A 19,641-nucleotide genomic window follows, 5' to 3' on the forward strand; every position below is an offset into this window, starting at 1 on the left:
TAGAGATCTTAGCGCTATACAAATTAAATAAATGTTATGGAAGAGTTTAAAATAATGATTTGGAAGGAGGATAATATAAACATTAGATATCGGTCTTTAGATCAAGCAGAAATACAAAAATTACTTGATGATATTTCCGATAAACTAAATATAAAGATTTACTGTGACTCTTTTTTATTTACTAAACTTTCTGAAATATTGATGGATCAAGTGCTGTTATTGAACATTAATGAACCTGATGGTTTTGAATGTTTTATTTCGAAATTTAATTTACATATACCAGGAAATATTCCAGTTAATGTGATATGGAATTATGATAGTGTTGATTGTTTTGAAATTGATGAGCTGAAAAAGTTTTGGGAATATATTTGGTATGGGGCTTCAGATGAAATGTGTTTATTGTATTTTCAAGAAATCAATTTTATTATTATGTTAACGGATTACGGAACAATGTATTATAATCGGCTGTGCAAATTTTGAGAAACTTTTTTAGATTATGAAATAAACCAAATTCTAATATGACTAGTGGTGTTATCATAAAAATAAAATCAGGAATATAAAAGAACAAATCTGTGAGTGATAATGAAAAGTAAAATTAAGTATTTATTAATATTGTTGATGACTTCATTAGGAGCATTTGGACAAAAAATCAATTGCAATAAAATTAATGCGATTGTGATAAAACGTGTACCTTTTGAAATTATGACAGCTGTAGATGTTCCATGTGATGACTTTGAAAAAGCTTTTTCAGATAAATTGGAAATTATAATCCTGCGAGATTCTTTGGCGATAAACAAGTGTATATATTTATTGTCTAATTTGGAGTTAAGAGATTCTACTATATATCCTAATATTGATACTAGAGCTAAAATAGAGATTTATTCACCCAAAGACACTTTAACAATTTGTTTAAATCAATTTCTTACAATAAAAGAAGGCGTAAAATATAAAACATCAAAGGATTTAATAAATTTCGTCGTAAGTGTGAAGTAATAATTAAAATAAAAATAGTCGCTTCAATTTGAGTTATAAAAAAATAGCTAATGAGAAATAAAGTTAAGTATCTGATTATCTCTTTAATCATATCTATTCTTTCAGCTTTCTTTATTACGGGGTATCTGAAAGTTCGAAATTTTGCTGAAGCAATAGCTAATGAAGATGCTGCTAGAGGCCACGCTGTTGAAAAAAACTATAGTTGCGATACATTCTTAAGAAAAGCGAAAGAAAATTTGAATACTTTTTATGAGAAAAAAGATATAAATTATCTAAGAATTGCGAAGATATATCTTGATAGCATTGACTGCGATTCTTTCAGATATAAGATGTTAATACAAAAATATCTATTCTTTTATTATCAAAGGATTATAAAGAAGGGATTAAATATATTTCATCATTAGATTCTTGTTCTTTTAAAAGAAGCTATATGAAATCTATGTATTTGAATAGATTTAAAGGTTTAGAAAGCGAATGCAAATTGGATACAATTAAAAGGAATAAATTTTACAATAAGGGATTGTCTGCAATACATTTATATATGAAAGAACATCCTACTGATAAAGAATCATTATTTGATTATTATATTTTAAAAATGTTGTTTAATGATCATGCAGAAGTTATTAAGGAAGTTGAGTCATTGAAAAGTCTAAAAATATATGAAAACGACTTTTTAGATACCTTAATTGAAGCATTAAATAATTTTAATGAATAACTTTTGTTGTTTTATAAATATTTGGACAGTGTCGTTACTTTAACGATGATATTTACGCCATATAACCGGTTCTATTTCACCCCTCCAACAATCCCCAACATCACCTGCTCTTCATTCTCCCAGCAGAACTCTTTGGAGAGCTCATTCAGGCGTGATTGGTAAGCTGATTTGTCGTTCCACTCTTCCAGCATTTCAAGAATTACTTTTGCCAGATATTGGGGTTCATAGTGTGAGATAAGCTTTCCGGTGTGATGCGTATTTACGATACGTGCTATTTCGGGGAAATCGGAAGCAAGGACGGGAACTCCGTATTTCATATAATCGAAAATGCGGTTGGGGAGGGAGTAGTAATAACTTAATCCCATGTTTTCAAGCAATACAAAGCCCAAATCGGCCATGGCGGTGTATTGGTTCAGCTCTTCAAAAGGAAGTCTTCCGGTAAAAACAACCTGCTCTTCAAGCTGTTTTTCCCTGACTAATGCCTTCATTTCTTCGTAAAGATCGCCGTCGCCACAGATACAAAGCACGCAATTGTCCAGGTAAGGCATGGCATTGATTAACCAATCCACACCGCGCCCCACATTGACCGCTCCTTGGTATAACAGCAGTTTTCTCCCTTTCAGGGCAGGAAGCAGCGAATGGTTCTCTTTCTTGTCCGAGCTGCTCATAGTATATGTGGTGTCTCTGTTGGGGATATTCCGTACCACTCCCATGTTGATGCCATATCGTTGCTGGTAGTAATCGGCAATGGATTGGCATACGGTATACGAATGCTTCAGGTGCGGGAAAATGATGTCCTCAATTTTTTCCCATACTCGCTTTATCCGTGGACGGTTTACCAGTTCAGGGACTTCGGGAAACAGTTCGTGCGCATCGAAAACAAGTGGAACCCGGCATAGTTTGCTCACGATGTAGTTAGCCGGAAGGGCGTCGGTATCGTTGCACAACAGAATCTCTTTCTTCTTGAAAAGTAACACAAACATCAGGCGAAGATTGTACTCCAGATAGAATACGGCCTTCTTTTTGAAAAAGAGGTTGAACCGGAAGGTGGGGTAGGGCCTGGTTAATGGCTTGCGCTCCTTTTTGATGCAGCCAATCAGAAGGACATTGTACCCGTTTTGCTGCAGGGAAGCCGAAACCTTGCTCACCCTTTGGTCGGCAATCAGGTCGTTTGTTACGGATATAAGGATGCGTTTAGTGTTTCTACGGGACATATTATTAGATTCTTGTACAAAAGAAAACATTCTTTTGTACAGAACATTGCATTCTTCTGTACAAAAGAATGCAATGTTCTGTACAAGGATTTATCTGTTCATCGCCGTGTTTTTAAAAAACATCTATGCTCTTACACAAACAAGGCAATGGAGGGTGCATATCTATTCCTTTACGTGCGGATAGTCGATGGTGTAATGAAGGCCGCGGCTCTCTTTGCGCTCCATGGCCTGACGCATAATCAGGTAACCGGTGTTTACCATGTTTCTCAGCTCACAAATCTCTTTCGAAACCTTGGAGCGTTTAAACAGGCTTTCCGTCTCCTCGTAAATAATATCCAAGCGGTCCCAGGCGCGTTTCAGGCGCAGGTCCGAACGAACAATACCCACATAGGTACTCATAATCTGCCCCACCTCTTTCACACTTTGAGTAATCAAAACCATCTCTTCGGGAGAGCGGGTTCCTTCATCGTTCCATTCGGGGATTTTTCCGTTGTACTCATATTTATCTATAACGCTCAGGGAATGTCTGGCTGCGGCATCGGCATATACAACCGCTTCAATCAGTGAATTTGATGCCAGTCGGTTACCTCCGTGCAGACCAGTGCAAGAGCATTCGCCCACGGCATAAAGTCTGCTGATTGATGAACAGGCATTCAAATCTACCTTGATGCCTCCGCACAAGTAGTGCGCTGCCGGTGCAACCGGAATATAATCTTTGGTGATGTCAATGCCCAGACTGAGACATTTTTCGTAGATGTTGGGAAAGTGTTTCTTGGTCTCTTCCGCATTTTTATGGGTTACGTCCAGGTAAACATGTTCGTCTCCCCGGTTCTTCATCTCATTATCGATGGCTCTTGCAACGATGTCTCGCGGAGCCAGCGAAAGACGTGAGTCGTATTTCTGCATAAACTCTTTTCCGTCCATCGTGCGGAGCACTGCCCCGTAACCGCGCATCGCTTCCGTGATAAGGAAAGAGGGGCGGTCTCCCGGATGATAGAGGGCGGTTGGGTGGAACTGAATAAATTCCATGTCCTTTACTGTTCCCTTGGCTCTGTATACCATGGCAATTCCGTCTCCGGTTGCAACCAGCGGGTTAGTGGTAGTTTGATAAACGGCTCCCACGCCTCCGGTTGCCATCAAGGTTACTTTGGCAAGATAGGTATCCACCAGACCTGTCTTCTGGTCTAATATATAAGCACCATAGCATTCAATGTCCGGAGTCTGCCGGGTAACCGTCACTCCCAAATGATGCTGGGTAAGAATTTCAATGGCAAAATGGTTTTCCAGAACGGTGATGTTGGGATGTTGCTTTACCGCTCTGATCAGGCTGTCCTGAATCTCGGCACCGGTATTGTCTTTGTGATGCAGAATGCGGAATTCGGAGTGCCCTCCCTCTCGGTGCAGGTCGAAATCTCCTTTTTCGTTTTTATCGAATTCAACCCCCCAGTTAATCAGTTCCTGGATTTGTGCCGGAGCTTCACGAACCACTTTTTCAACGGCTCCTCGGTCACTGATCCAATCGCCGGCAATCATGGTGTCTTCAATATGTTTTTCGAAATTATCGACTAGTGTGTTGGTCACGGAGGCTACTCCTCCTTGTGCGAAATAGGTGTTAGCTTCTTCTAATTCGGTTTTACAAACAAGAGCTACTTTTCCTTTGTGTGCCACTTTCAGGGCAAAACTCATACCGGCAATACCCGAGCCGATTACTAAGAAATCGAACTTCTTAATCATAGTCTGCAATATTTTGAGGATACAAAGCTACAAAATTACTTTTTTAAATAACCTTTTCGCGCTTATTTTAATTATAAATTTAGTAAATTGCAGGCCTGTACAGATACAAAAATAATGCAATTTATGGCGCTTTGACTGTACTGTTGAACCAGAATAGGTTATGATTGAAAACAAATTGATAAATCCGGAATAAAACCAATAAACCACTACTATGAAATACAATTTAATTATTATCGGAGGAGGGCCTGCAGGATATACTGCTGCCGAAGCTGCCGGGAAAGCCGGACTGAGCGTGCTCCTGTTTGAAAAACAAAACCTGGGAGGCGTCTGCCTGAACGAAGGATGCATTCCTACCAAAACTCTTCTTTATTCTGCCAAAGTTTACGATTCTGCAAAGCATGCCTCCAAATATGGGGTAACTGTGCCCGAACCGTCTGTTGATTTATCAAAGATAGTTGCGAGAAAAACCAAAGTGGTACGGAAACTGGTATTGGGAGTCAAATCGAAACTGACAGCCAACAATGTTACCATTGTAAACGGTGAAGCAGTGATTGTTGGTAAGAACTCCGTGCAATGCAATGGTGAGACGTATGAATGCGAAAACATGATTCTCTGTACCGGCTCCGAAACGTTTGTTCCTCCTATTCCGGGGGTGGATAAAATTAGCTACTGGACACATCGGGATGCACTCGACAATAAGGAGCTTCCGGCTTCGCTGGTGATTGTGGGAGGTGGCGTAATTGGAATGGAATTTGCCTCTTTCTTTAATAGCTTGGGTGTGGAAGTGACTGTTGTGGAGATGCTGGATGAGATTCTGGGCGGCATGGACAAAGAACTTTCTGCCATGCTAAGAGCAGATTATGCCAAGAAGGGGATTAAGTTTTTGGTAAGTACCAAAGTGACGGCTTTTAATCAAACAGAACAGGGCACCGAAGTTTTATTCGAGAACCAGGAGGGGGAAGGAAAGATTGTTGCCGAAAAACTGCTGATGAGCGTGGGGCGCCGACCGGTGACCCAAGGATTCGGACTGGAAAACCTTTCGCTGGAGCTGACTGAACGCAGATGCATCAAGGTTAATGAATACATGCAGTCGTCCGTAGAAGGTGTTTATGTTTGCGGCGACCTGACCGGATATTCGTTGCTGGCACATACTGCTGTTCGCGAAGCGGAAGTTGCCGTGCACCACATCTTGGGAAAGAAAGATGAGATGAGCTACCGGGCCATTCCCGGGGTGGTTTATACCAATCCCGAAATTGCCGGTGTAGGACAAACGGAAGAGAGCCTGCAATCGGCAGGTTGTGCATATAAGTCGGTAAAACTTCCGATGGCTTTCTCCGGGCGGTTTGTAGCCGAAAACGAGGGAGTGAACGGAGTCTGCAAACTGCTTGTGGGCGAGGACGACAGCATTCTGGGTGTTCATGTGTACGGCAATCCGGCATCGGAGATTATTACAATCGCTGTAATGGCGGTTGAACTGGGATTAAAAACAGAGGAGTGGAAACGCATTGTTTTTCCGCATCCTACAGTAGGTGAAATATTCCGGGAGGCATTATAATGAAACGTACTCTTTCAATACTGTTTCTTTCGTTTTTAGCTTCTGTGGCTTTGCACGCTCAGCAAGGGCTTAGGGCAAAGCTGGATTCGTTATTGGAAGAGGATTTTTTAAAAACATCAGAGGTGGGAATTTCCGTGTACGACCTCACGGCCGATTCCCTCCTTTATGGCTATCAGAACAACAAGCTTTATCGCCCCGCTTCCGTTCAGAAGCTGATTACGGCCATCACAGGACTCTCGGTGCTGGGCCCCCGATATCATTTCTCTACCTCACTTTACTATTCCGGCGAACTAAGAGACAGTACGTTGTACGGAAATCTCTACGTGGTCGGCGGGCTTGATTCGGAGTTTGTCGATTCGAGCATGAATGTTCTGGTTAAGTTGCTCGGACGGTCGGGCATAAAAACAATTACCGGTAAGCTGATAGCCGATGTTTCGATGACCGATTCGCTCTACTGGGGCGCCGGTTGGTCGTGGGACGATGCTCCTTACTATTTTCAACCGAAAATTTCCCCGCTGATGTTCCAGAAAGGATATGTGGAGGTATATGCCAATCCCACGGAAAAGGATTCGCTTGTAAATTTGAATTGCATTCCCGCCTCCTCCTATTATTCAGTAAAAAATAACGCAGTAAGCAATTCAAACGGAATCCGTAAACTGGATGTTACCCGAAACTGGATGGAATATGGGAATGATATTTATATTTCGGGCACGGTAGATACGTTGTCAAGAGAAAGAATTACGATTGAGAATTCAGCCGACTTCTTTATGCATACCTTCCGGCAAAGAGCTTTGGAAAAAGGGATCAACCTTCCTGCATATACATACGGAGAATTACCCAAAGACTCATCCGCCATTTTCCTTGCCCGTTTGTCGCATCCGCTTCATCTGGTTTTGCAGCGGGCAATGAAAAACAGCGATAACCTTTCTGCCGAAGCTATTTTGTATAATCTGGCGGCAAAGGAAACTGGGAAAAATAAGTTGAGCAGGGAAGACGGTATAAAAGTGATTCAGCGAATAATTACCGAACTGGGCTATAATCCGGAAGAATATAACCTGGTAGACGGATGCGGAGTCTCTTTGTACAACTATCTCTCTCCGGAGCTGCTGACTGCTTTTCTAAAATATGCTTATTCCCGCAATAGGATTTTTAATGAACTCTATCCGGCTCTTCCTGTTGCCGGGATGGATGGCACGCTTAGCAACCGCATGAAGGAGGGGAAGGCTTTTAATAATGTGCACGCCAAAACCGGTTCGGTAACGGGGGTCAGCTCGCTGGCAGGTTATGCAACGGCATCAAACGGACATTTGTTAGCTTTTGCCATCATCAACCAGAATGTGATGAAGAGCTCAAAGGCAAGGGCTTTTCAGAATAAAGTATGTGAATTGCTTTGTGAATAGATTCACTGAAAATGAAAGAATGTTTTTTCTACCCCCGCCTGCAAAAATAATAGTGTGACGCAGATAATCAACAAATAGATATGTTTATTCTATTTGCAGGTGCGTGACTTCTGCGTGAGCAAAATGCGATTTTAGTAGAAGTCACGCATCCTACAATTGACTGATAATAAGCGTGTTGATGTTGCTACTGCGTGACTTGCGTGACTTGTGCTACTTTTCACGAAATAGTTATTGGGTATTGTGATGAAGGAGGCTGCTTTGATTGCAATGCATCACGGAAAAAACTCCCTTTGAAGCGCAAGTAATAGTATAATTCACTCTTTCGGACCTTTCTATAGAATAAAAAAAGGTGCCTCAAAAAGGCACCTTTATAATTATCTGAAATGATTTCCGCTTATCTTTGGTAATCAGCCCAGTTTACTGTTCTCATATCTCCCTTTTCATCTAAAGCAGCATGAAATGCAAGAGCTGCCTCAATACGGTGTGGAGTCTGTCCGCTTCCGGCTAGTTTGAGGTAATCCCAAAGCAGTTGTTGGTAATCAGGATGCACGCAATTTTCGATAATTGTCTGAGCTCTTTGGATGGGGCTCTTTCCTCTTAGGTCGGCAACACCTAATTCTGTAATGATAACATTAACAGAGTGTTCGCTGTGGTCGCAGTGCGAAACCATCGGAACAATGGCGCTAATCTTTCCACCCTTAGCAACAGAAGGACAAGTGAAGATAGACATGTATGCATTGCGGGTAAAGTCTCCCGAACCACCAATACCGTTCATCATCTTGGTTCCGCCAATATGAGTAGAGTTTACGTTACCATAAATATCCACCTCGATGGCTGTATTGATCGTAATCAGACCCAAACGGCGTACAACTTCGGGGTTGTTTGAAATTTCTGCCGGACGGATTACCATCTTATCTTTGAAGAAATCCATGTTGTTGTAAACCTTCTGAAGACTTTCGTCAGTTAAAGAGAGTGAGCAGCAGCTTCCGAACTTGATACGGCCGTTCAGCATCAGGTCGATTACAGAATCCTGAATCACTTCGGTGTACATTTCAAAAGCTGGAACATCCTGGTCTCTTCCAAGTGCTCCCAGTACCGCGTTGGCAATATTACCTACACCAGACTGTAGCGGTAGGAATGTTGAAGGAATGCGGCCTGCTTTTAATTCTTTCGACAGGAATGCGGCTACGTTGGCACCAATCTGAGTGGTAATTTCGTCAGCAGGATCGAATCCGCGGGCTTCGTCAGGTACATTGGTCTTAACGATTCCGACAATTTTTGATGGGTCTACCTGTACGTATGGCAGTCCGATGCGATCGGATGGTTTGTATACGCCTATTTCTCTTCTGTAAGGAGGGTCTGCCGGTTCGTACATGTCGTGCATACCCATCAATCCTTTGCTGTGATGGCTGTTCAGCTCAATAAATACTTTATCGGCAAGACGACAGAATGTAGGAACGTTTCCGCCGGCGGTAGTTGGATAGATTTTTCCGTCTTCTGTTACTTCGCACGCTTCAATTACAGCAACGTTTACTTTTCCCAGGAAACCATAGCGAACCTGTTGTGCCATTTCGGAAAGGTGAAGATCCTGATAATCAATCTCACCCAGGTTGATGGCAGCCCTCATTGATTTGTTTGTCTGGTAGGGAGCACGGAACTTGATGGCATTTGCACGGGTCAGTGTACCGTCAAGCGAATCTCCGGAAGAGGCTCCGGTAAGTACTCCAATCTTAAATGGATTACCTTTTTCATGCTCAGCTTTTGCTTTTTCTGCTATGGCAGCAGGAATAACCTTGGGCGAACCGGCCGGAGTAAATCCACTGAATCCAACGTTATCTCCATCTTTAACGTAACTTGCAGCTTCTTCTGCAGTGATAAACTTTAATGACATAATTTTCTAATAGTATATTTATTGTTTATTTCGAAACTGATATTTAATATTTTCTTTGGATAATCTCGGAATAGATAATGGCACGACGGACATCTTCAATGGATTGCAACTGAATTTCACTTTGATATTCAGAATTTTCTTCCTTGAATTGATTTATATTTTTACGAGATTCTTTTTTATTGGATGTAATTTTATTTTTAACGTTGGAATCTGTATGAATATTCTCTGAACGGGGAGCAATAACCACAGGTTCTTGTTTTAGGGGTGCTGCCTTAATTTCATCGGGTTCAAACCATTTTTCCCAATTATTAGGAATGGGAGTTGTGGCTTTTCTTTTATCCGGATTCAAAACAGGCTGATTGACGTCAGTCTTACTGTTTTCAATGTTTAATTTGCGGACTTTGCTTACTATAGCTACGATGACCGCAGCGACAACAATTATGTACTGAAAAACATCTTCCATATTCTTGCTAAATATTTGTCTGCCAAAGATATGAATTTAATTTGATAGTAAGTAGATATTGGTATGAAAAAAGGGCAGCTTCACAGCTCCCCTTTATTTTTTTTAACCTAAACCTTAACATGAAAAAACTTAAAGTCTTTTCACATCTGCAAATTTGTGAAATTTTTTAATAATGCAAAATATTTTGAATATAAAAATATTTGTGCTTAACAATAATTATATGTTTTTCTATTTAAATGTAAGTTTATACGTTTTTTTATCGATCGTTACCCACTTCCATTTGCCAAAGAACTTCTATCTTTGCAGTCGGATTTTAATACTAATAAATTATGAATGAATTAACAGGAGCAGACTTTAAATCTGCAACTGCTTTGGAAAACAAGAAATTGTTTATCGAAACGTATGGCTGCCAAATGAATGTGGCAGATAGTGAAGTAATTGCATCAGTAATGAAAATGGCAGGGTATTCTGCATGTGATACCCTTGAAGAGGCCGATGCTGTGTTTATGAATACCTGCTCTATTCGTGACAATGCCGAGCAGAAAATTCTCAACCGCCTGGAGTTTTTCCATTCTTTGAAGAAGAAAAAGAAGAATCTTATCGTGGGGGTATTGGGTTGTATGGCCGAAAGGGTAAAAAACGACCTGATTGAGAATCATCACGTGGACCTTGTTGTAGGCCCGGATGCTTATCTGACTTTGCCCGAGCTGATCGCGTCTGTAGAGGCGGGCGAGAAAGCCATAAATGTGGATTTGTCGACAACTGAAACTTATCGTGATGTGATTCCTTCGCGTATTTGCGGAAACCATATTTCGGGATTTGTCTCTATTATGCGTGGGTGCAACAACTTCTGCACCTATTGTATCGTACCCTATACTCGGGGACGCGAGCGCAGCAGAGATGTGGAGAGCATTCTTAATGAAGTGAAGGATTTGGAAGCAAAAGGATACAAAGAAGTAACACTTTTGGGGCAAAACGTAAACTCTTACTGTTTTGAAAAAGAGGGATCACAAATCACTTTCCCAATGTTGCTACGTAAGGTGGCTGAAACAGTTCCGGGAATGCGTGTTCGCTTCACAACATCTCATCCGAAGGATATGAGCGATGAAACACTGGAGGTTATTGCGCAGGTACCTAACGTGTGTAAGCACATCCATTTGCCTGTTCAAAGTGGAAGTTCTCGGATTTTAAAACTGATGAACCGTAAATATACACGCGAATGGTATCTGGAAAGAGTGAGTGCCATCAAACGGATTATTCCTGATTGCGGATTGTCGACCGATATATTCTCGGGGTTCCATTCCGAGACAGAAGAAGACCATCAGGAATCTCTTTCTCTAATGAGGGAGTGTGGATATGATTCTGCATTTATGTTTAAATACTCTGAAAGACCGGGTACTTATGCATCTAAAAATCTGGAAGATAATGTTCCCGAAGAGGTGAAAGTAGCTCGCCTGAATGAAATTATTGAACTACAAAATACACTTTCGGCAGAAAGCAACCAACGTTGCATAGGTAAAACTTATGAGGTTTTGGTGGAAGGCGTATCCAAACGTTCACGTGAACAGCTCTTTGGAAGAACTGAACAGAACAGAGTGGTGGTATTTGATCGCAAAAATTATAAGATTGGCGATTTTGTGAAAGTGACAATCACCGAAGCAAGTTCGGCTACGCTGAAAGGTATACTGGCTGAATAGTTAATTATTTACACAATATTTGCCGTTGTTCATAAACCTCTGTTGGTGAGTGAACAACGGTTTCTTTTTCCTTTTTCTTTTCAGGAAGTTACCTCTGATGCCTCGGAAGATTATCAGGTGTCTAATTCATGCCGGTTAACTCTCATTAATAGGAAGATTTTCAAGGCTATTTCATTGTAATCTTGGCAATAATTTCTACCTTTGCCCCAATTATATATACGGATTGACTTATGAGTCCAACGAATTTCACTCACATTCTGACACAAGCAGTTGATGAGCTATCAGAAAGCGAATCATATAAAGGGTTAATGCATCAGCATAAAGATGGAGAACCTCTACCTTCGGCAAAGATATTACAAGATATTATTGAACTTTCTCGTGCAATCCTTTTCCCAGGATACTTTGGTAATTCAACGGTAAACAGCCGTACTATCAGTTACCATATCGGAGTAAATATTGAGAAATTATATGGCCTGCTTACAAAGCAGATTATGGCCGGATTGTGTTTCAGCTCTGAAGAAGAATGCAATGAAGATACTGAAACCAAACAGGAACGTGCTTCAGTTCTTGCTGCAAAACTAATAGGTACTTTCCCTCAGTTGAGACGTACGTTAGCTACCGATGTGGAAGCGGCATACAATGGTGACCCTGCAGCACAGAGTTATGGAGAGGTGATTTGTTGTTATCCTGCTATCAGAGCGATAACCAACTACCGGATTGCACACGAACTGGTGAAACTGAATGTACCGCTCATTCCTCGTATTATAACTGAAATGGCTCACTCTGAAACCGGCATCGATATACATCCGGCCGCCCAGATTGGTTCCTATTTCACAATTGATCACGGCACAGGGGTGGTTATCGGAGCAACCAGCATAATAGGCAATAACGTGAAACTCTATCAGGGTGTTACCCTAGGCGCTAAAAGTTTTCCGCTTGATGAAGATGGAAAGCCAATTAAAGGAATTCCTCGTCATCCTATTCTGGAAGATGATGTGATTGTATACTCCAATGCCACAATTCTAGGACGTATTACCATTGGCAAAGGGGCAACAGTAGGAGGAAATATCTGGGTTACGGAAGATGTTCCTGCAGGTGCACGGATAGTACAAAGCAAAGCGAAAAAATAAATTTTAAAAGATATATATGCAATTTGAACTTATAGCAAAAACTTTTCAGGGGCTGGAAGAGGTCCTGGCTGAAGAGCTGACTAATCTTGGAGCGGACAATATACAAATAGGACGCAGAATGGTTTCCTTTACGGGAGATAATGAGATGATGTATCGTGCAAACTTCTGCTTACGAACTGCCATCCGCATTTTGAAACCAATCAAACATTTTACTGCTAAAGATGCTGATGAAGTATATGCTCAGATTAAAAAGATTCAATGGGAAGATTATCTGGGTGTAGATAATACATTTGCCGTTGATGCTGTTGTTTTCAGTGATGAATTCCGTCATTCAAAATTTGTAGCATACAAAGTAAAAGATGCTATTGTTGATTATTTTATGGAAGCAAGCGGAAAACGGCCGTCGGTTAGAATCAATAAACCGGATGTTCTTTTGAATATTCACATTGCACAAAATAGATGTACTTTGTCTCTTGACTCTTCGGGTGAATCTCTTCATCGTAGAGGATATAGACAGGAAGCTGTGGAAGCACCGCTGAACGAAGTTCTTGCTGCAGGTATGATTTTGATGACCGGATGGCATGGCCAATGTGATTTGATAGACCCGATGTGTGGTTCGGGAACTATACCTATCGAAGCTGCTTTGATTGCCCGTAATATTGCTCCGGGGGTTTTTAGAAAAGAATTTGCATTTGAAAAATGGAAAGATTTCGATCAGGAATTGTTCGACTCAATCTATAATGATGACTCACAAGAACGTGAGTTCAACCACAAGGTGTTTGGTTATGATAATAACCCTATTGCTCATGAGATTGCCATCCGTAATGTAAAAGCTGCAGGCCTATCCAAAGAAATTGTGTTGAAACTGCAGCCATTCCAGCAATTTGAAAAACCCAGAGAACAATCAATTATTGTGATGAATCCACCTTATGGTGAACGAATTTCAACCAGAGACATTCTGGGGTTATATCAGATGATTGGTGAGCGTTTGAAACATGCTTTCACTGATCAGGATGCATGGATATTAAGTTACCGGGAAGATTGCTTTGAACAGATTGGGCTGAAACCTTCAAGAAAAATACCTCTCTACAACGGTTCATTAGAATGTGAATTCAGAAAGTATCAGATTTTTGGAGGAAGGTATAAAGATTTCAAGAAAAACTTAACAGAAAAGTAATGAAAAAATTGATAATGTCATTGATCGCTACTTTTGTATTGACAGCAGGTTCACTAGCACAAAATCAGACATTTACCCTGGATGAGCTGATTCCGGGAGGGGCTCATTATGCATCATTTGTACCGGAAAATATTTATGGATTACAGTGGTGGGGCGATGTTTGCATGAAACCGGATATCGATAAACTGATTTCTGTAAATCCGGATAATAAGAAAGAGACAATAATCGCGACACTTGATCAGGTTAATAAGTCGTTAAAAGAGCAAAACCTGGGACAGATTCGTCATTTCTATTCTGTCTCCTTCCCATATGCAGATAAGAAAATCATGAAAATTGATATGCCTCAGAAGAGTATCTTTTATGATTTTGACAAGAATAATGTTGCCAGTGTTGTTACAACCAAGGAGAAAGCTGCCAACAATGATTTCTGTAAGGAGAATGGTGCCGTGGCATATACAATTGATAACAACCTTTATGTGACCAATTCCAAAGGTGAGAATATCAATGTGACAAACGAGCCGCAGGGAGTGGTTTGTGGACAGAGCGTGCACCGCAATGAATTTGGCATTAATAAAGGAACCTTCTGGTCTCCTAAAGGCAACTTCCTGGCTTTTTACAGAATGGATGAACGAATGGTGGCTGATTATCCTTTTGAAAATATAGACTCACGAATAGAAACTATCAATCCGGGTAAATATCCGATGGCGGGAATGACCAGTCATGAAGTGACAATTGGCATTTATAATATGGCTACCGGAAAGATAATCTATCTGAATGCCGGTAATCCCAAAGATCGTTATTTTACAAATATTGCATGGGCGCCGGATGAAAAGAGCATCTACTTTATTGAACTGAATCGTGACCAAAATCATTCTCAGCTGTTCAAATATAATGTTGCGACAGGTAAAAAGGAAAAGATGCTGATTGAGGAAACAAATCCCAAATATGTGGAACCTCAACACCCGATTGTATTTTTGAAAGGGGATGATAGTAAGTTTATATATCAAAGTCAGCGAGATGGATTCAACCATCTTTATCTGTATGATATTAATGGAAAGATGATTAAACAACTTACTAGCGGAAACTGGCTGGTGAAAGATATTCTTGGATTTGATGCTAAGGGAGATAATCTTTATATTTCTTCAACAGAAGGATCACCTTTAGAACAACATATCTACATGGTGAATGTTAAAAGCGGAAAACGCACTTGTCTGACAAAAGCAATAGGAACCCATAATTCATTGCTTTCGGCTTCTGGTAAATATCTGATAGACCGTTATACATCGACAGCAGTACCCCGCTGTATAGATATCATTGATGTAAATAAACTTAAAAGTACAAATCTGCTCACTGCAGCAAATCCTTACGATGGATATAAAACTCCGGAGATTGAAATGGGTAAAATAAAGGCTGATGATGGTATTACCGACCTTTATTACCGCTTAATTAAACCTGTAGATTTTGATCCTACAAAAAAATATCCTACTGTGATCTATGTCTATGGTGGTCCTCATGCTCAAGTAGTTAACAATACCTGGTTAGGTGGAGCTCGCGGATGGGAAATCTATATGGCCTCAAAAGGATATGTAATGTTTAGCATTGACAATCGTGGAAGTGAGAACCGAGGACTTGAATTTGAACAGGCAACTTTTCGTCAGTTGGGTGTAGTTGAATCAAAAGACCAGATGAAAGGGGTGGAATTCTTGAAATCTCTGCCATTTGTGGATGCCAACAGAATAGGAGTTCATGGATGGAGCTTCGGCGGATTCATGACAACCAACCTGATGCTTCGTTATCCAGACACTTTCAAAGTCGGTGTTGCGGGTGGCCCGGTAATTGACTGGAACTTATACGAAGTAATGTATGGTGAACGTTATATGGATTCACCTGAAAGTAATCCGGAGGGTTACAAGGAGTGTAACATGAAGCTGAAAGCTGGTAACCTGAAAGGACATCTGTTGATGATTCACGGAGGAATTGACCCAACATGTGTTCCTCAACACACATTCTCTTTTATCAAGGCTTGTGTTGATGCTGGTACTTATCCTGATTTATTTATTTATCCGGGTCATGAACATGGTGTTGTAGGTAAAGATCGTGTGCACCTGAATGTCAAAATGACTCAGTACTTTGATAATTTTCTAAAATAACTAATCGATTGAAATGATGAAACTCTTATTATTAGGTTCAGGAGGAAGAGAACATGCATTGGCATGGAAAATTGCACAAAGCCCAAAAGTAGAGAAATTATATATTGCTCCGGGAAACGCCGGAACAAGCAATGTGGGAGAAAACGTAGAAATGAGAGCTGATGATTTTTCAGCAATCAAGACTTTTGTTCTTAAGAACGAAATAGATATGGTCGTTGTTGGGCCTGAAGACCCTTTAGTTAAAGGCATATACGATTTCTTTAAAAATGATACAGAATTAAATAATATACCGGTAATTGGACCTTCGAAAAAAGGTGCAATGCTGGAAGGAAGCAAGGAATTTGCCAAAGCTTTTATGATGCGCCATGGCATCCCAACAGCGGGATATAAAAGTATTACGGCGGCAAATTTGCAGGAAGGGCTAGAATTCCTTGAAACACTACAGGCTCCTTATGTATTGAAAGCCGACGGCCTTTGCGCTGGTAAAGGAGTGTTGATTCTGAACACACTCGATGAAGCGAAAAAAGAGTTGCAAGAGATGCTTGGCGGAATGTTTGGTGATGCAAGTGCAACTGTGGTTATTGAAGAGTTCCTGAGCGGGATTGAGTGCTCTGTATTTGTACTGAGTGATGGTATAGGCTACAAGGTATTGCCGGTTGCAAAAGATTATAAACGCATAGGCGAAGGCGATAAAGGACTTAATACAGGAGGTATGGGTTCTGTCTCTCCGGTTCCGTTTGCTGACGAAGCATGGATGAAGAAAGTAGATGAACGAATCATTCGTCCTACAATCAACGGATTACTGCAGGAAGGTATCGATTATAAGGGATTCATCTTTTTAGGACTTATCAATGTAAAAGGTGAGCCTATGGTGATAGAATACAATGTGCGAATGGGGGATCCGGAAACTGAATCGGTAATGCTACGTGTAAAAAGTGATTTGGTAGAATTATTTGAGGGTGTTGCAGCCGGCAATCTAGATCAAAAAGTGCTGGAAGAAGACCCACGTGCAGCTGTTAGTGTAATGCTTGTTTCGGGAGGATATCCGGAGCATTACGATAAAGGATTCCCAATCAGCGGACTTGACCAGGTAAATGATAGTATCGTGTTTCATGCTGGAACAGCTCTGAAAGATGGACAGGTGGTGACCAATGGCGGTCGTGTGCTGGCAATCAGCTCATACGGAGTTAGCAAAGACGAAGCTTTAGCACAATCGTTCTCTGTTGCAAAACAGATTAATTTTGAAAAGAAGTATTTTCGTTCAGACATTGGCTTTGATTTATAACTGATGATAGCTAAGAAACGTATACAACAAAGAATAACGGCAGGTAGATTTGTTTTACCTGTTGTTATGATATTATCTCTTGCAATATGGATTGGAGTGTATATTATAAAACCTGTTGATGTATTTAAAGTATCATCCTCTCCTGTTTGGCAACTGATAGAACCTTTCTTTCTGGGTAAACCGTTGAGCCTTGTTATTAATTTTATTTTATATGCTTTTATTGCATATTTCTTGATTGAACTCAATAATGCTTTTGCAATAATACGCCTGAGAGCCTCTATTCAGACCTCTCTTTATCTAATATTAATAGCTGTTTGCCCTGAGTTGTATACATTGCATGTAGGAACAATTGTTACTTTGTGTGTTTCAGGCTCGCTTTTTTTCCTTTATCGCTCTTATCAACAATCAAGATCTTCTGCTGATATTTTTTATTCCTGGATGCTTCTGGGCTTGGGGAGCCTCATTTTTCCTCAGCTTTTATACCTGGTTCCGGTATATCTGATTGGTGCGTATAATTTTCAATCGCTTAATCCTAGAAGTTTTTTTGCCGGAATTATTGGCTTGAGTTTTCCATATTGGTTCCTTTTGGGGTATGCCTTGATTTTTAATCGGCTCGATATGTTTTATCATCCGTTTATGGAGTTGGTCAACTTTGCGCCGATTGATTTTCTAGTTTTGAAGAGTTGGCAGATAGCAACAATTTGTTATGTAATTCTTTTGTTTTTAGTTGCTGTGGCTCATAGCTTAATAAATGGGTGGCAAGATAAAATCCGTGCAAGAGCATATCTTAATTTCTTTTCTTTACTTGGAATTTCTTTGGCTGTAGGACTTATTTTACAACCTCAGCATTTTATTACTATTTTCCCATTGTTTTTGGTAAGTTTCAGTTTTTTGGTTGGCCACTTTTTTGTATTGACTCACAGTAAGGCTTCAAATCTATTTTTTCTTTTTTCATTAATCGGCTTAGGTGCCCTTCTTGGTTTTAATTTATGGACGCTATAGTTTCTGCTGTACAGCAGCTTTTTATTGATTGGGGGTATCCAGGTCTGTTTATCTCTGCTATGTTGGCTGGAAGCATTGTTCCTTTTAGTTCTGAGGTAGTGCTTGTTGTATTGATAAAAATGGGCCTCGATCCTTTCTATTCTGTTTTTTGGGCCACATTGGGAAATACTGTTGGAGGGATGAGTTGCTATTACATCGGCTATATGGGAAAGATAGAATGGGCGGAGAAATATTTCAAGGTGAAACATGCCAAGATTGAAAAGATGCAGAAATTTCTTCAGGGAAAAGGGGCATTGATGGCATTCTTTGCATTCTTGCCTGCTTTTGGTGAAGTTATTTCAATGGCACTCGGTTTTATGCGTAGCAACCAGCCCCTGACTGTTAGTTCTATGTTTCTAGGCAAACTTTTCCGGTATGCCATTATTGCCTATTGTTTTATTTTTGCGGTAGATGGTATAACATCTCTCTGGGCGCAGCTATTTGGCTAACACCTTATTTAGTAGCTCTTAATATTTCTCTTTTTCCGGGAGGGCCAGGTAATCTTTCCACGGTAAACCCTGAAGTTTGGAGCATTCTTCTAACCACTCCTTTGGCGCAATAGGTCATCAGGATTCCGCCGGTGTTCATATTAGCATAAAGTATATTGAACAGTTGCTGATTCCACATATCAGGTTGTTTTTCGGGTGCAAAAGCATCAAAGTAAACCACATCGTAACCGATTTTCTCATTATTGAAAATCCCTGGTTGCCATTGTTTTATCTCTTCAGAATTTGGAAGACGAGTAAAATCCACATTTAGTTTTAGTAAGGTAAAATTGGGTGTAATTTCACAAGGAATATTCCATGAAGCTTGATGCAGATTATAGTAAAGACTTTTATGTTCAGGACAAATGGTCTCTGGATAATTCAATTGCGAGATTGTTTCGATAGATAGTGGATAAAGTTCCAGGCTTGTATAAGTTACTTTTTTATTAATTCTTCCGGCTTCAATTAAAGTAAGAAATGCATTTAATCCAGTACCAAAACCAATCTCCAGAACATGAACGGGTGATGCTTTGCTCTTCTTCAATCCATAATTTATATAGATATGTTCAGCTTCTGTAAGTGCTCCGTTAACTGAGTGGTAATGCTCATCCATTGAGGGAACAAAAAGGGTGTGGCTTCCGTCGGCAGTAATCTCAATCCTGGATGAGAGCGATTGTTTCTTTGGTTCCATTAAACTATAACGATATGTAT

General features: G+C 40.4%; 17 protein-coding genes and 1 pseudogene. 13 read left to right on the forward strand and 5 right to left on the reverse strand.

Translation table 11 applies throughout. The features are described from left to right. Positions 1 to 36: 36 nt before the first annotated feature. From ABWU87_RS11750 to ABWU87_RS11765, 4 genes are all read left to right on the forward strand, one after another. The gene (locus tag ABWU87_RS11750; protein WP_353330935.1) at positions 37 to 480 is read left to right on the forward strand and encodes a hypothetical protein; all 444 of its coding nucleotides are present in this window, start codon (positions 37 to 39) and stop codon (positions 478 to 480) included. Positions 481 to 582: 102 nt separating this feature from the next. Further along, the gene (locus ABWU87_RS11755; RefSeq protein ID WP_353330937.1) at positions 583 to 993 is read left to right on the forward strand and encodes a hypothetical protein; all 411 of its coding nucleotides are present in this window, start codon (positions 583 to 585) and stop codon (positions 991 to 993) included. A gap of 50 nt (positions 994 to 1,043) precedes the next feature. After that, positions 1,044 to 1,397, forward strand: a complete 354-nt coding sequence (locus ABWU87_RS11760) for a hypothetical protein (RefSeq protein WP_353330939.1) — start codon at positions 1,044 to 1,046, stop codon at positions 1,395 to 1,397. Positions 1,398 to 1,423: 26 nt separating this feature from the next. Then, positions 1,424 to 1,708 carry a hypothetical protein gene (locus ABWU87_RS11765; protein ID WP_353330941.1) on the forward strand — a complete coding sequence of 95 codons (285 nt, stop codon included), beginning with the start codon at positions 1,424 to 1,426 and terminating at the stop codon, positions 1,706 to 1,708. Positions 1,709 to 1,779: 71 nt separating this feature from the next. On the opposite strand, the gene ABWU87_RS11770 is transcribed toward ABWU87_RS11765, so the two are convergent. Both ABWU87_RS11770 and nadB read right to left on the reverse strand, forming a co-directional pair. Then, a complete protein-coding gene (locus ABWU87_RS11770) occupies positions 1,780 to 2,922 on the reverse strand; it encodes a glycosyltransferase (RefSeq protein WP_353330943.1) in 1,143 nt (380 codons plus the stop codon). Between the two features lie 162 nt (positions 2,923 to 3,084). Then, positions 3,085 to 4,656 carry an L-aspartate oxidase gene (gene nadB / locus ABWU87_RS11775; protein ID WP_353330944.1) on the reverse strand — a complete coding sequence of 524 codons (1,572 nt, stop codon included), beginning with the start codon at positions 4,654 to 4,656 and terminating at the stop codon, positions 3,085 to 3,087. 211 nt (positions 4,657 to 4,867) lie between these two features. Here nadB and lpdA point away from each other — a divergent pair, with 211 nt between their 5' ends. Both lpdA and dacB read left to right on the forward strand, forming a co-directional pair. Continuing rightward, entirely contained in the window at positions 4,868 to 6,211 is a 1,344-nt protein-coding gene (gene lpdA / locus ABWU87_RS11780) for a dihydrolipoyl dehydrogenase (RefSeq protein ID WP_353330945.1), read from the forward strand. Next, positions 6,211 to 7,611, forward strand: coding sequence for a D-alanyl-D-alanine carboxypeptidase/D-alanyl-D-alanine endopeptidase (gene dacB, locus ABWU87_RS11785; protein WP_353330946.1), 1,401 nt, complete (start codon positions 6,211 to 6,213; stop codon positions 7,609 to 7,611). The genes lpdA and dacB overlap by 1 nt, the downstream gene beginning before the upstream one ends. Positions 7,612 to 8,005: 394 nt before the next feature. Here dacB and ABWU87_RS11790 read toward each other — a convergent pair whose 3' ends face one another. Then, the gene (locus ABWU87_RS11790) at positions 8,006 to 9,502 is read right to left on the reverse strand and encodes an acetyl-CoA hydrolase/transferase family protein (RefSeq protein ID WP_353330947.1); all 1,497 of its coding nucleotides are present in this window, start codon (positions 9,500 to 9,502) and stop codon (positions 8,006 to 8,008) included. A gap of 43 nt (positions 9,503 to 9,545) precedes the next feature. Next, positions 9,546 to 9,965, reverse strand: a complete 420-nt coding sequence (locus tag ABWU87_RS11795; protein WP_353330949.1) for a hypothetical protein — start codon at positions 9,963 to 9,965, stop codon at positions 9,546 to 9,548. A 329-nt stretch (positions 9,966 to 10,294) separates the two neighbouring features. Between ABWU87_RS11795 and miaB the strand changes: the two genes are divergently transcribed. The 7 genes and pseudogenes from miaB (at position 10,295) to ABWU87_RS11830 (ending at position 18,894) form a co-directional block, all read left to right on the forward strand. Further along, positions 10,295 to 11,662, forward strand: a complete 1,368-nt coding sequence (miaB, locus tag ABWU87_RS11800) for a tRNA (N6-isopentenyl adenosine(37)-C2)-methylthiotransferase MiaB (RefSeq protein ID WP_353330951.1) — start codon at positions 10,295 to 10,297, stop codon at positions 11,660 to 11,662. Positions 11,663 to 11,892: 230 nt separating this feature from the next. Next, positions 11,893 to 12,792, forward strand: coding sequence for a serine O-acetyltransferase EpsC (gene epsC, locus ABWU87_RS11805; RefSeq protein ID WP_353330953.1), 900 nt, complete (start codon positions 11,893 to 11,895; stop codon positions 12,790 to 12,792). Between the two features lie 10 nt (positions 12,793 to 12,802). Further along, positions 12,803 to 13,966, forward strand: a pseudogene (locus ABWU87_RS11810) (THUMP domain-containing class I SAM-dependent RNA methyltransferase); the annotation flags it as partial. A gap of 2 nt (positions 13,967 to 13,968) precedes the next feature. Beyond that, positions 13,969 to 16,119 carry a S9 family peptidase gene (locus tag ABWU87_RS11815; protein WP_434533882.1) on the forward strand — a complete coding sequence of 717 codons (2,151 nt, stop codon included), beginning with the start codon at positions 13,969 to 13,971 and terminating at the stop codon, positions 16,117 to 16,119. Between the two features lie 16 nt (positions 16,120 to 16,135). Continuing rightward, positions 16,136 to 17,404 carry a phosphoribosylamine--glycine ligase gene (gene purD, locus ABWU87_RS11820; protein WP_353334464.1) on the forward strand — a complete coding sequence of 423 codons (1,269 nt, stop codon included), beginning with the start codon at positions 16,136 to 16,138 and terminating at the stop codon, positions 17,402 to 17,404. Between the two features lie 3 nt (positions 17,405 to 17,407). After that, positions 17,408 to 18,406: a hypothetical protein gene (locus ABWU87_RS11825; RefSeq protein ID WP_353330955.1), complete on the forward strand. Its 999-nt coding sequence runs from the start codon at positions 17,408 to 17,410 to the stop codon at positions 18,404 to 18,406. Then, positions 18,394 to 18,894 (forward strand): YqaA family protein, encoded by a 501-nt coding sequence (locus tag ABWU87_RS11830; RefSeq protein ID WP_353330957.1) that lies wholly within the window; start codon positions 18,394 to 18,396, stop codon positions 18,892 to 18,894. Before ABWU87_RS11825 ends, ABWU87_RS11830 begins: the two co-directional genes overlap by 13 nt. A 4-nt stretch (positions 18,895 to 18,898) precedes the next feature. Here ABWU87_RS11830 and mnmD read toward each other — a convergent pair whose 3' ends face one another. Next, positions 18,899 to 19,621 carry a tRNA (5-methylaminomethyl-2-thiouridine)(34)-methyltransferase MnmD gene (gene mnmD, locus ABWU87_RS11835; protein ID WP_353330959.1) on the reverse strand — a complete coding sequence of 241 codons (723 nt, stop codon included), beginning with the start codon at positions 19,619 to 19,621 and terminating at the stop codon, positions 18,899 to 18,901. Between the last annotated feature and the right edge of the window lie 20 nt (positions 19,622 to 19,641).

This window comes from Bacteroides sedimenti (assembly GCF_040365225.1).
Lineage (GTDB): Bacteria > Bacteroidota > Bacteroidia > Bacteroidales > Bacteroidaceae > Bacteroides > Bacteroides sedimenti.